Origin of the sequence: Acinetobacter sp. 479375 (assembly GCF_000581715.1) — a bacterium.
GTDB lineage: Bacteria > Pseudomonadota > Gammaproteobacteria > Pseudomonadales > Moraxellaceae > Acinetobacter > Acinetobacter ursingii.
The window spans coordinates 59,826-72,874 of the sequence record NZ_JEZN01000010.1 but is presented as its reverse complement, the minus strand read 5'-3'; the positions used below and the strand labels follow the sequence as shown (position 1 = coordinate 72,874).

15 protein-coding genes are annotated in these 13,049 nt (G+C 40.9%); 3 read left to right on the top strand and 12 right to left on the bottom strand.

The features are described 5' to 3' along the window. Window positions 1-76: 76 nt before the first annotated feature. The 3 genes from J500_RS10205 to rpmI form a co-directional block, all read right to left on the bottom strand. Window positions 77-454, bottom strand: coding sequence for a hypothetical protein (locus tag J500_RS10205; RefSeq protein WP_034699488.1), 378 nt, complete (start codon window positions 452-454; stop codon window positions 77-79). A gap of 102 nt (window positions 455-556) precedes the next feature. Beyond that, window positions 557-916: a 50S ribosomal protein L20 gene (gene rplT / locus J500_RS10200; protein ID WP_004664213.1), complete on the bottom strand. Its 360-nt coding sequence runs from the start codon at window positions 914-916 to the stop codon at window positions 557-559. 11 nt (window positions 917-927) lie between these two features. Next, window positions 928-1,122 (bottom strand): 50S ribosomal protein L35, encoded by a 195-nt coding sequence (gene rpmI / locus J500_RS10195; RefSeq protein WP_002054552.1) that lies wholly within the window; start codon window positions 1,120-1,122, stop codon window positions 928-930. A gap of 236 nt (window positions 1,123-1,358) precedes the next feature. Here rpmI and J500_RS10190 point away from each other — a divergent pair, with 236 nt between their 5' ends. Next, the gene (locus J500_RS10190; protein ID WP_034699485.1) at window positions 1,359-2,612 is read left to right on the top strand and encodes an MFS transporter; all 1,254 of its coding nucleotides are present in this window, start codon (window positions 1,359-1,361) and stop codon (window positions 2,610-2,612) included. A 133-nt stretch (window positions 2,613-2,745) separates the two neighbouring features. Beyond that, entirely contained in the window at window positions 2,746-3,486 is a 741-nt protein-coding gene (locus J500_RS10185; protein WP_034699482.1) for a TonB family protein, read from the top strand. Between the two features lie 32 nt (window positions 3,487-3,518). Here J500_RS10185 and J500_RS10180 read toward each other — a convergent pair whose 3' ends face one another. From J500_RS10180 to thrS, 4 genes are all read right to left on the bottom strand, one after another. Beyond that, window positions 3,519-3,947 carry a YqaA family protein gene (locus tag J500_RS10180; RefSeq protein WP_034699478.1) on the bottom strand — a complete coding sequence of 143 codons (429 nt, stop codon included), beginning with the start codon at window positions 3,945-3,947 and terminating at the stop codon, window positions 3,519-3,521. Between the two features lie 64 nt (window positions 3,948-4,011). Next, window positions 4,012-4,632 (bottom strand): glutathione S-transferase N-terminal domain-containing protein, encoded by a 621-nt coding sequence (locus J500_RS10175; protein WP_004993015.1) that lies wholly within the window; start codon window positions 4,630-4,632, stop codon window positions 4,012-4,014. A gap of 444 nt (window positions 4,633-5,076) precedes the next feature. Next, the gene (infC, locus tag J500_RS10170; RefSeq protein WP_080632311.1) at window positions 5,077-5,628 is read right to left on the bottom strand and encodes a translation initiation factor IF-3; all 552 of its coding nucleotides are present in this window, start codon (window positions 5,626-5,628) and stop codon (window positions 5,077-5,079) included. Between the two features lie 5 nt (window positions 5,629-5,633). Beyond that, entirely contained in the window at window positions 5,634-7,556 is a 1,923-nt protein-coding gene (thrS, locus tag J500_RS10165) for a threonine--tRNA ligase (RefSeq protein ID WP_004993008.1), read from the bottom strand. A 435-nt stretch (window positions 7,557-7,991) separates the two neighbouring features. On the opposite strand from thrS, the gene J500_RS10160 reads away from it, so the two are divergent. Continuing rightward, on the top strand, window positions 7,992-9,632 hold the full coding sequence (locus J500_RS10160) for an acyl-CoA synthetase (RefSeq protein WP_034699475.1): 1,641 nt from the start codon (window positions 7,992-7,994) through the stop codon (window positions 9,630-9,632). A 77-nt stretch (window positions 9,633-9,709) separates the two neighbouring features. On the opposite strand, the gene yjgA is transcribed toward J500_RS10160, so the two are convergent. The 5 genes from yjgA to panB are packed head-to-tail and all read right to left on the bottom strand — an operon-like array spanning window position 9,710 to window position 13,049. Then, complete coding sequence (gene yjgA, locus J500_RS10155) at window positions 9,710-10,246, bottom strand: ribosome biogenesis factor YjgA (RefSeq protein WP_004993003.1); 537 nt, start codon at window positions 10,244-10,246, stop codon at window positions 9,710-9,712. A gap of 2 nt (window positions 10,247-10,248) precedes the next feature. Further along, window positions 10,249-10,518, bottom strand: coding sequence for an HPr family phosphocarrier protein (locus tag J500_RS10150; protein ID WP_004993001.1), 270 nt, complete (start codon window positions 10,516-10,518; stop codon window positions 10,249-10,251). Beyond that, entirely contained in the window at window positions 10,515-11,366 is an 852-nt protein-coding gene (rapZ, locus tag J500_RS10145) for an RNase adapter RapZ (protein WP_004992999.1), read from the bottom strand. Before rapZ ends, J500_RS10150 begins: the two co-directional genes overlap by 4 nt. A gap of 24 nt (window positions 11,367-11,390) precedes the next feature. Then, window positions 11,391-12,236: a pantoate--beta-alanine ligase gene (gene panC, locus J500_RS10140; RefSeq protein WP_004992987.1), complete on the bottom strand. Its 846-nt coding sequence runs from the start codon at window positions 12,234-12,236 to the stop codon at window positions 11,391-11,393. Between the two features lie 3 nt (window positions 12,237-12,239). Then, entirely contained in the window at window positions 12,240-13,049 is an 810-nt protein-coding gene (gene panB, locus J500_RS10135) for a 3-methyl-2-oxobutanoate hydroxymethyltransferase (protein WP_010588722.1), read from the bottom strand.

The following is a 13,049-nucleotide window of genomic DNA, read 5'->3' as shown; positions in this document are numbered from 1 at the left end:
GTAGAAAGATTCGAGGCTAAATGTCTAATCAAAGATGTTGGGGTTGTGTAATCTTCAAGACAATCAATGCATCATCTTATTCATCATAGTTTAAGTCATCCTCATCAACGTTGATAAAATCAGGTACAGGCGTTTTCTCAAATTGTGCAGCGAGAATCTTCAAATCTCCCTGTAGTTTTGCCTTAGCCACTCGATGCATACCATCCATGATCCGACCATCAGCGCTTAGAATAATTGGATAGGTTAAATCCGCCTGCTCGATGAGTTGAATATGTTCAAGAATTTGCAGTGTCGTCGGAAATTGATCAGGAAACCAATACGCTTCATTTAGCTCGATAATTTGGCTGAGCAAGACTTTTTTGATCTTTAAGTTTTTGGATAACGCTACAAGTCGATGGACATCCCAAATATAAGTATCATGACCAACCTGACGAAAATGGTATTGTTTACGCATTTTATCTCTCTTTCTTTTATAATTTTTGAAAAATCTGCCTCAACCATAAATCAACCAATAAAAAAGACCGCTAAAAAGCGGCCTTCTTTTGAATCTCTAAGCTTATGCAGCTAATGCACCTTTCGCTTTTTCAGCTAAGGCAGCAAATGCAACTGCATCATGCATAGCGATGTCAGCTAATACGCGACGGTCGATGATCACTTGAGCTTTTTTCAAGCCATCGATCATACGGCTGTAAGACAAACCGTTTAGACGAGCACCGGCATTGATACGCGCAATCCATAGAGCACGGAATTGACGTTTCTTCTGACGACGGTCACGGTAAGCGTATTGACCAGCTTTGATTACCGCTTGGAACGCTACGCGGTAAACGCGTGAACGAGCACCATAGTAACCTTTAGCGCGAGCAAGAATTTTTTTGTGACGACGATGAGCCACTACACCACGTTTTACACGAGCCATTTATAATCTCCTTAGATGTATGGGCACATACGACGAACTGAATTCATGTCAGAAACATGAACCATTACACAGCCGCGTAATTGACGAATACGTTTAGCAGATTTTTTGGTCAAGATGTGGCGCTTGAACGCTTGTTTACGCTTAAAACCGTTTGCAGTCGCTTTGAAGCGTTTAGCTGCACCACGGCGAGTTTTTAACTTAGCCATAGTAACCTCTTTTGAGCACCTGTTCGGCACGTTTGCACCATTGCAAATCGACCTGCAGGTAAGGAAGGCAGTATGATATAGCATCTTTGCTTAAAACAAAAGCAAATTCAGTTGAAATTATATCGTATACACAGCTCTCAGTTTGACTATTTTATCCATCAAAAAACTTAGTTTTATAGCCTTCTTTTAAGAATTCGTGCTTATAATTAAAGCAAGATTCTCAAAATACGATAGTTATGAAACCCAAGCAGGATGCTTTTGCCGCACTCCGATACCGCGATTTTTCCATTATTACGGTCAATCAATTTTGCCTGACACTTGCCATTTTGATTCAGGAAATTATTGTGGCCTATTCACTTTATAAAATTACCAAAGATCCACTCACTTTGGGTCTGATTGGTCTTGCAGAAGCGATTCCATTTATTAGTCTGTCACTCTGGGGCGGCTATATAGCAGATAAATTTAATAAACAACTGATTATGAAAATTTGTCTGTTCTTTTCATTTCCTTTGCCCTTAGTGCGGTGGGGACTCTTTCACTTATATGGTTTAAATCAAATCAGTGTCCATGTCCTAGCATTAGGGATTTATGCGGTTATTTTCTGTTTTGGTGTGATTCGAGGCTTTTATAGCCCATCTGCGACATCACTTAAGCCGTTTTTGATTCCACGAGAGCTTTATACCAATGGCGCAACTTGGACAACCATAGGTTGGCAAAGTGGAGTGATTTTAGGGCCGATGCTCGGCGGCTTTATGCTGGCTTTTTTAGGTCGTGGAACCAGTCTATTAAGTGTTTCCATCCTTCTGTTCATTTGTTTTTGTTTAATCATGTTGCTGAAGAAAAGAAGCTTTCCCGCAATTGAACATGAAAATATGTGGTCAAGTTTGGGAGAAGGCTTTCGTTTTATCTGGAAAACCAAGATTGTGCTTTGGGCAATCTCACTGGATCTGGTTTCCGTCTTATTTGGTGGCGTAGTGGCGTTACTGCCAATTTTTGCTGAAGATATTTTAAAAGTTGGTCCCGAAGGTTTAGGTTATTTAAGAGCAGCTCCTTCTATTGGTGCGCTCTTTACCATGATTGCTTTAACCCGATTTCCACCAACACATCATGCATGGCGCAATATGCTACTGGCTGTAGCTGGTTTCGGCATATTTACCATTATTTTTGCTTTTTCAAGTCACATGTGGTTGTCACTCTTTGCTTTAGCTATGACAGGCGCTTGCGACAGTATTTCTGTGGTGGTGCGTCAAACCATTCTACAAATTTTTCCACCCGAAAATATGCGCGGTCGCGTTGCCGCGGTCAATGGTATGTTTGTTTCGAGTAGTAATGAGCTAGGAGCGTTTGAATCAGGTTTGGCTGCTAAATATATGGGAACTCTTGCAGCAACCCTGTTTGGTGGCTGTATGACGCTTGCAGTGGTGATATTAAGCTGGACGAAAACCAAAGATTTATTTCATGTAGATATTAATAAAGGCACCGATCCTTAAGTTTAAGGTATGTTTTCACTCAAATAATATGATTTTTCATTAGATACCCTCAAGTCTGCATTTTTTTGTTGCGTGTATTTCCTGAACAGGGAATACTTCGCAACAATGCTTTTACAATCACAAACCATCCAAGATGAAACAATCTATTTTTTGCCTTGCACTTTTTGCAAGTGTATCCATCACCCAAGCTGATGCAAAAGAAAACTCTTCACAATTGGCACCACAAAAAAGCTCTGCCCTTCCCGCACATTTGACAACTCGGCTTGAATGGCGTGAATTTCCAAAGCTCAATTATGACAATGCAGATTTACAAGGACAGGATCGGGCTGCGATTTTACGTGTCGCGGCAGATGAAACAGGAACAGTCACTCAAGTCAAAGTTCAGGAAAGTACTGGTAATAAAAAGCTGGACGATTTGCTCGTAAAAGCAGTAGAACAAGCCAAAGTAAAACCGTTCCAACAAGATGGAAATCTCATTTCGACAATAGGTTACCAAACTTTTAATCTGGATTATAAAGACCGCGATGACTCAACTGCTGAATGTATTTATCATTTTGATTCAAAGAACTGGTTAAAACAGCAAAATGCCAAATCAGTTCCTTTTCGCTATGTTCAGCAACCTAGATTAAATGTGCCACGTGATGAACTTAAAGGCAAAGATCGCTTGGTGCGTTTTAATTTTAAAGTGAATAAACAAAGTGAAGCAACCCAAGTCAAAATTAACAAAGGCTCAGGGATTTACGCTTTAGATGCACAGGTGATGCAAGCCCTTTCAAATACTCAAGTGGATGTTCCTAAAAAACTTTGGTTCTTTAAAAAATCCAAGCTTAAAGATGAAATCCATTTTAAACTGGATAAATGTTCTGCACTCTAAAGTTTAAATTGACCAGAAACATCGCTTTCTGGTCAATCAATCATTCCGATATAAAGTAAATAAATAAACAAATAACGTCCTGCTTTCGCAAAACTGACCACTATTACGAAACGCCAGAAATTTTCTTTCAGGACACCTGCAATTAAGGTAATGGGATCCCCAATGATCGGTACCCAACTTAGCAGTAAGGAATAAAAACCATAACGATGATAAATCTTTTGTGCTTTTTCCAATTGCTTTGCTGAAACAGGAAACCATTTTTTATATTTCAAATGTTCAATTTGCAGACCTAACCACCAGTTGACACACGAACCCAATACATTACCCAACGTCGCTACCCATAATAAAAACACGACTGGATGCTGTTGAAGTACGAACAGAGAAAACAATACGGCTTCTGACTGCAATGGCAACAATGTTGCTGCACCAAACGCAGACAAAAATAAAAGAAAATCAGCCATCTGAGAATCTTTGACAAAATGCCATTACTTTTTATCAAAGATTGAATGATCTTTCAGAAAAAAATCAGATGATTTGAATGGATAAAGCTTTCTGTACGGCTGGGCGCGCAGTCAAACGTTCTACATAATCCTTCACATAAGGATAGTCGTTTAAATCAATGGATTGCCACTCATGACGTAATACCCACGGTAAAATTGCCATATCTGCGATCGAGTACTCACCTGCCACAAATTTTTGTCCAATGAGCTGCGTATTAAGTACGCTATATAAGCGTTTAGTTTCAGTGACATAACGCTCGATGGCATAAGGAATTTTTTCTTTAGCAAAGCGACCAAAATGATGATTTTGACCCAGCATTGGACCAAAACCGCCCATTTGCCACATTAACCATTGCTCAACTTCAACGCGTTCTTGCTCATCTGTCGGGTAAAAAAGTCCAGTCTTACGACCCAAATATTGTAAAATTGCACCCGATTCAAAAATCGAAATTGGCTCATGATTTGGGCCATCTTGATCAATAATGGCAGGGATTTTATTGTTCGGTGATATTTTCAGAAAGTCTGGCTGAAACTGATCATTTTCTAAAATATTAATTGGAAAAATTTGATATTCCAGCTCCATTTCTTCGAGCGCGATGCTGATCTTATGTCCATTGGGGGTTCCCCAATAATATAGGTCTATCATGAAATACCTTCTTATCCTATTTTTCTATCTTTAAGTCTTTGTATACGTTTATAACATGTTTTTTAACATCGAATAAAAGTATAAAGAGTGATTTAGTTTAGCAGTGACTTTGCTTAACAACCTTAAAGAAAATCATAAAATGAGAATCTAAATCTTTATCTAGTCAGTCTATGCTGTTTATTCTGATATGGTTTTGCCTGCTTACCGACAAATTTACGCCCTGGATTTTCTCCCTTTATTCACTTTTCTACAGGAAACAGATCAAATAGATTCACCTTAAATAATATAGGAATGACTAGGACGAGTTCTTGTTTTTCTCCAGATTTTTTATACGGTGAGAGTGTGCTGATTATTTTTTCAATTATCTATAAATCTAAACATAAAAAAAGCAGCAACATAAAAAAACGCAGCGTTTAGGCTGCGTTTTTTAAAATGGGTAAAAGCTTACTTTTTCTTTTTTGGTCCAAGTAACATGCCCATTTGACGACCTTCCATTTTCGGAGCCTGTTCAACCACACCAAAATCGGTCACGTCTGCTTCAATTTTTTGCAATTGCGCCAAACCTAACTGTTGGTGTGCCATCTCACGACCACGGAAACGTAACGTGATTTTAACTTTGTTCCCTTCTTCAAGGAACTTTAAAATCGCACGAAGCTTGACTTGATAATCACCTACATCCGTTGCTGGACGTAGTTTGATTTCTTTGACCTGTACTTGATGCTGTTTTTTCTTCGCATCTTTTTGCTTCTGCTTCAAATCAAACAAGTGCTTGTTGTAATCCATGATTTTACAAACAGGTGGTTCTGCATTAGCAACAATCTCGACTAGGTCAAGATCTGAATCTTCGGCAGCACGCAACGCTTCAGCAAGTGAAACGATCCCTTTTTGTTCTCCATCTGCGGCTACGAGGCGTACTTCTTTTGCACGGATCTCGTCATTAATCGCAGGACGGTTACTTTTTGCACCTTGTTGTTGGTTACGATCAGGCTGTTTAATCTTTCTTACTCCACAATGTACCGGCCACGTTCGGCAACGGCAGATTTCACTAAGTCAATGAATGCATCAATTGACATAGTACCTAAATTTTTTCCTGAGCGAGTACGAACATTAACAGTACCTTCTTCAACTTCACGGTCACCAAGAACCAAAAGGTACGGAATACGCTCAAGTGTACGCTCACGAATCTTAAAGCCGATTTTCTCATTTCTCAAGTCAGAAATCGCTCGAAGACCATTTTCTTTGAGTTTTGCCACTACTTGTTGGCATGCTTCAGCTTGCGAATCGGTAATATTCATGACGCAAGCTTGTACAGGTGACAACCAAGGTGGCATAAAACCCGCATAGTGTTCAATAAGTATACCAATAAAACGCTCAAAACTGCCAAGTATTGCGCGGTGCAACATCACAGGCTGATCACGCTCATTGTCTTCTGTTACAAACGAGGCATCCAGACGCTCTGGCAAGTTAAAGTCACATTGAATGGTACCGCATTGCCAAACACGACCCAAACAGTCTTTTAATGAAAACTCAATTTTTGGACCATAGAATGCACCTTCACCAGGTTGTAATTCCCAATCCAGTCCAGCAGCATCTAAAGCATCTGCCAATGATTTTTCTGCCAGATCCCAAAGTGCATCTTCACCCACTCGTTTTTCAGGGCGAGTTGAAAGTTTCATTTGTACATCTTCAAAACCAAAGTCTTTATAGACATCCAAAGTTAATTGGATAAAGTCTGCAACTTCTTTTCCAATCTGTTCTTTGGTACAGAAAATATGCGCGTCATCCTGAGTAAAACCTCGGACACGCATAATGCCATGTAAAGAACCAGATGGTTCATTACGATGACATGAGCCAAACTCGGCTAAACGAATCGGCAAATCACGGTAAGATTTTAAACCCTGATTAAAGACTTGCACATGGCAAGGACAGTTCATCGGTTTAACAGCATAATTGCGATTTTCAGAATGTGTGGTAAACATGTTTTCAGCATAGTTTGCTGCATGTCCAGATTTTTCCCATAAACTAAAATCGACAATTTGCGGGGTTTTGATTTCCTGATAACCATTCTCTTGCTGAACTTTACGCATGTATTGTTCAAGAACTTGATAAATCGTCCAGCCATTGGCATGCCAAAACACCATACCCGGCGCTTCTTCTTGCATATGGAACAAATCAAGCGCTTTACCAATTTTACGATGGTCGCGTTTTTCAGCTTCTTCAATACGTTTGATATAAGCCGCTAGCTCTTTTTTGTCTGACCAAGCTGTGCCGTAAATACGTTGTAATTGCTCATTTTTAGCGTCACCGCGCCAATAAGCACCTGAAATTTTAGTCAGCTTGAAGTTCTTTAGAAACTTGGTATTTGGCACGTGAGGACCACGGCACATATCCACATATTCCTGGTGATAATACAAACCCATTTGGGTTTCTTCAGGCATGTCATCAATCAAACGCAATTTATAAGTTTCACCACGAGATTGAAATTCTTTGATCACCTCAGCACGCGGTGTCATTTTTTTAATGACATCATAGTCCTGATCGATCAATTGTTTCATACGTGCTTCAATCGCTGCCATATCCTCTAAAGTAAATGGCTTTGGACTAAAGATATCGTAATAAAAGCCCTCTTCAATCACAGGCCCAATCACCATTTGCACGTCAGGGAACAATTGCTTGACTGCATGTCCAACCAAATGCGCACAAGAGTGACGAATAATCTCGACACCTTCTGGGTCTTTCGGCGTAATAATTTGTACTGTTGCATCTTCGGTGATTAAATCACATGCATCTACAAGGCGATCGTTGACACGACCCGCAACGGTATTTTTAGCAAGACCTGGTCCAATACTCTGAGCGACTTGCATAACAGAGACAGCTTGATCAAATGATTTTTGATCGCCATTTGGCAATGTGATAATTGGCATAAGAAAATCCTTAAGGAGTGATGCCCCGCACAATGGAGCATATCACCGCGAGATTATGATCGAGGAAGACCTCAAAAGATAAAAACGGTGGATAATATAAAATTATGGCAGAATTTTACACGGGTTAAGAGTTTGAGAAAACAGCTACACTTAAAAAAAGATAAGTTTCTCAATTTTTTGCATTCATGTCTTAGTTAATGAGGACAATTGGAGCATTTACAAGCTCAATCATATAAAAACAAATAGACGCAAAATTATTGCTCGGATTAGTTTATGAGGCGTTTATGATAAAAATAACCACAAGTTTTTTTCATCCAGCATTTAAAGCTCATAGGTTGCAACCAATTCTAAGACTAAAGCCTAAATGATTTGATGAAATTAAACCCCTATCTTTTAGTTAACAATCATTAAAACAATGACACGGAGTCTATTGCCATGAATGCTTATGATGAGCTACCTAAAACGGCTGCCAATTTTGTAGCACTTTCACCCTTACGGTATCTAGAGCGCGCCGCTTATATTTATCCAGATCAGGCAGCTATTATTCATGGTGCACGTCAGCTCTCATGGAAACAAACCTATCAACGTTGTTGTCAATTTGCACATCAACTACAAAAGTTAGGGATTCAAAAAAACGATACAGTTTCGGTCCTACTTCCGAATATCCCTGCCATGATCGAAGCACATTTTGCTGTTCCTATGGCAGGCGCTGTGCTAAATACCTTGAATACCCGACTTGATGCCAAAACCATTGCGTTTATGTTGGAACATGCAGAAAGTAAAGTACTTTTAGTCGATCCAGAATTTGCTCATGTTGCTCGGGAAGCACTGGCGCTGATCTCACAACAAATTTACGTGATTGATGTTGCTGATCTCGAATATGAATCTGAACTTTCCAACCCGATTGGTCAAATTGAATATGAAACATGGCTGAGTCAAGGCGATGCCAATTTTGAATGGTCACTTCCCAATGATGAATGGGATGCGATTAGTCTGAATTACACCTCTGGCACCACAGGTAATCCAAAAGGTGTGGTTTATCATCACCGCGGAGCTTATCTCAATGCAGCAAGCAATATTATTGCCTGTGGTATGACGCCTCGTGCCAGTTATTTATGGACACTGCCACTATTTCACTGTAATGGTTGGTGTTTCGCATGGACGATTGCAGCCAATGGCGGCACCAATGTCTGTTTGCGTAAAGTAGATCCAGAACTTGTATTTGAGCTGATTGCCAAACATAAAGTGGATTATTTCTGTGGCGCACCCATCGTATTATCCATGTTGATCAATACCCCTAAAGACAAACAGGTTCATTTTGATCATCGCGTTGAAGTCATGGTCGCTGGTGCAGCACCACCTGCTGCGATTATTGAAGGGATGCGTCATATTGGTATCAATGTGACCCATGTTTATGGACTCACTGAAACTTATGGCCCTTCTGCGCTTTGTGCCTCTCAGGCAGGCTGGAATGATTTATCGATTCAGGAACAGGCGCAGTTACATTCTCGTCAGGGTGTGCCTTATCCATTACAAGACAGTATGCGGGTACTTGATCCTGAAACCATGCACCCCGTGCCTGCCGATGGACAAACACTGGGGGAAATTATGTTCCGTGGCAATATTGTGATGAAGGGTTATCTGAAAAATCCGAAAGCCACAGAAGAAGCGTTTGCAGGCGGATGGTTTCATAGCGGCGACTTAGCTGTTTGTCAGGCCGATGGTTATGCCAAAATTACTGACCGTGCCAAAGATGTAATTATCTCAGGGGGTGAAAATATTTCATCGCTTGAAGTGGAAGAGGTGTTGTATCAGCATCCAGCGGTCATGACCGCCGCAGTCGTTGCCAAACCTGACCCACGCTGGCAGGAAGTGCCTTGCGCTTTTATTGAATTAAAACAAGGCATCAGTGTCAGTACCGATGAATTAATTGCACATTGTCAGCAACAATTGGCGCGTTTTAAAGTCCCTAAAGATATTGTGATTACCGAGATTCCAAAAACCTCAACAGGTAAATTACAGAAATTTATTTTACGTGACTGGGCCAAACAACGTGCCACAGGTGAGTTTAATTAACGTCAATAAAAATGCCAGTCAACACTTGATCTGACTGGCATTTACTATAAATTCATCGTTTGAAACTGTCAGTAAAATCAATTATCCGATAATAATGCTACTTGCTGTACGTAGTTAAAAAGCTTTAACTTGGAGGCTGCGAGTTCTTCTTCGCTTAGCGCTTGAGTGATGTCACGTTGAATACGTAATACATGCTGACGCAAGGTATGACGTTCAGACGCATTATGCAGTTTACTAAATTCATTAATCGCAGGGTCACCTTGTTCAATCATACGATCGACCCAGCGCTGTAATTGTGCCTGTTTTTTGAGTCCTTGTTGTGGGGTCAAATAGGACAGAATGACCGTTTCATCTTCATTGCGTAGCAACTTACCCACACGCTGGAATTGACGACGACGTGCTTCAAATGAAGTAATCGTTTGCGCATCGAGCAAAGCATCAATTAAACGTTCATCTACAGGCAACTTCTGGATTTGTTTCGCAGAAAGCTCTGCCAACTGTTCACCTAATGCTGCCATACGCTGCACAGCTTTCTTCTGTTCAGTTTTACTTGCACGCCCTTCTAAAGAATCAAAATCTTCTTCACTGTAACGCTTATTGGGACGACGTGCCACGGTTAATCTGCCTCATAAAATTTTGCTGCGAATAATGCCTTGATTTCGTCTTCTGCTTTTTCAGCATCAGCGCCGTCAATCACCAAACGCAAAGTCGTGCCCTTACCAGCACCAAGCATCAGCAAGGACATAATATTTTTAGCATCGACGAGCTTTTCGCCTTTACCAATCTGAATAGAAGATCGAAATTTCGTTGTCACTTCGATCAATTTCCCCGACGCACGTGCATGTAGGCCAAGTTTATTAATTACATCAACAGTGGTATCAATCATGACCAGTGCTTCATTTCTCTATGTAAAACCTGAATAGACCATTTTGCCTCAAGTGCCTTTTTTAGTCTATCTACAATATAGACTGAGCGATGTTGACCGCCTGTACAACCAATCGAAATGGTCATGTAATGTCGATGCCCTTCTGCAAAAACAGGCAACCATTTATCTAAAAAATGATAAACATCATTAAACATATCATTGGTTTGTTCACTGGCTTCCAAAAATTCCTGAACAGGTTGGTCTAATCCTGAAAATTTACGTAACTCCAAATCCCAGTGCGGATTAGGCAAATGCCGTACATCAAACACATAGTCCGCATCTAAGGGAATACCATGTTTATAACCGAACGACTGTAAAATCAGAATTAATTTGTCTGACTGCCCCAGTTTCGAAAGTAAAGTATGCTTAAGATCATGCACACTTTTATCCGTGGTATCGATATGTACCGTTGAGCGAAATTGAATCGGCATCAAGAGCTGTTTTTCTTCCTGAATACATTCATTCAGGCTTTTAAAACGACTCGCCAACGGGTGCGGACGACGCGAGGAACTAAAGCGTGCAATTAACTCTTGATCCTGTGTGGTTAAATAAATCACATCGACAGAACCATGTCGTTGTAATTGTTCAAACACCTGATCAAACTCCTGCAAGTCTGCCCGTGTACTTCGAACATCTACACCAAGTGCCAACTGCTCCAAATTATTTTCATGATCTAGTTTAGACACAATTTCTGGCAGCAATGCCAAAGGTAGGTTATCAATACAGTAATAACCCAGATCTTCTAAAACCTGCAATGCTGAGGATTTACCCGATCCAGATTGTCCTGTGACGATAAGAATACGCTTCATGGCATGGCTGTCCTTTTATGAGTATTATGCCTTAAATTGAACCTGCAAATTATCAATGAGACGTGTTGAGCCTAATTTTGCCGCCACAAACAATACGATGTCCTGATTAAATATCTCAATTGGCTGCAAGTTTGGCTGACGTGCTTCGACATAGTCCACAACAAAGCCCGCAGCTGTCAATTGCGCTTTGATACTTTGTAACACATCAGATAATGAATGACCTGCTTGCAACTCTTTTTCAGCCTGTTTCAGCGATTGGTAAATAGTTGGTGCAATTTTACGTTGATCTTCAGTCAGATAACCATTGCGTGAACTCAATGCCAGACCGTCTTCTGCACGCGCAATCGGCACTCCAATCACTTCAACAGGAATGTTTAGATCTTTTACAAACTGGCGAATCACCGCCAATTGTTGATAATCTTTTTGTCCAAAGAATGCAAAGTTTGGTTGCACAATATTGAACAGTTTAGTGACAACAACTGCAACACCGTCAAAATGACCCGGACGTGATTGACCACAGAGGTCATTGGTAATACCACCGACCGTGATATTGGTCAAACGTGGTTGCTTGCCATACATTTGTTCAACCGTGGGTGCAAAAATAATGTCACAGCCAACATCTGCCAATAAATGACTGTCTTGCTCTAAGGTACGCGGATAGCTTTCGAAATCTTCGCCTTCACCAAACTGGATTGGATTCACAAAGATACTAACCACAACAACATCACAGAGTTTTTTTGCTTCACGCACCAGATTCAAATGTCCTTGGTGCAAATTCCCCATGGTTGGTACAAAGCCAATACTTTTACGCGCCGCACGAGCAGCTTGTAAAGATGCCGCCAATCCATGAATGGTTGTTTCTGTTTTCATGAGTTATAACTCGACCTGAAAAGTATGTTCTGGTGCTGGGAAAGATTGATCTTGCACAGCTGCATGGTAAGCTTTAAACGCATCCACAATCGCAGTTTCACCTGATTGTTCTTTCATAAAGTTACGTACAAATCGTGCCACACGCCCGAATGTCAAACCCAGCATATCTTGTACCACCAAGACCTGACCATCGGTTTGATGACCAGCCCCAATCCCAATAACAGGAATGTTTGGAAATAATTCAGCGATTTCCTGACCCAATTGTGCAGGAACACATTCCAGTAATAAAATCGCAGCACCTGCGTCCACCACCGCAGTACAGTCTGCGATTAACTGATCTGCGGCTTCACGAGTTCTGGCCTGTAATTTATAACCACCAAACACATGCACAGATTGTGGGGTTAAACCCAAGTGTACACAAACAGGAATACCGTTTTGTGTCAATACACGGACAGATTCACTGAGCCACGCACCGCCTTCGATTTTGATCATTTGCGCGCCTGCCTGCATGACTTTTTTGGCACTTTGCAAAGCATCATTTAAGGTGGCATAGCTCATAAAGGGTAGATCAGTCATAATAAATGCATGGCTGTTTCCACGGCGTACCGCAGCAGTGTGGTAAGCCATATCATCAACAGTCACAGGCAACGTAGAGTCATGACCCTGTATTGCCATTCCCAGAGAATCACCAATCAAAATTGAATCAACCTCAGCAAGCTCCATCGCTTTGGCCATGCTCGCATCGTAGCAGGTCAGGCAGGAAAACTTGCGTCCTTCGCTTTTAAATTTTCTTAAGTCACTTAGACTAATCAT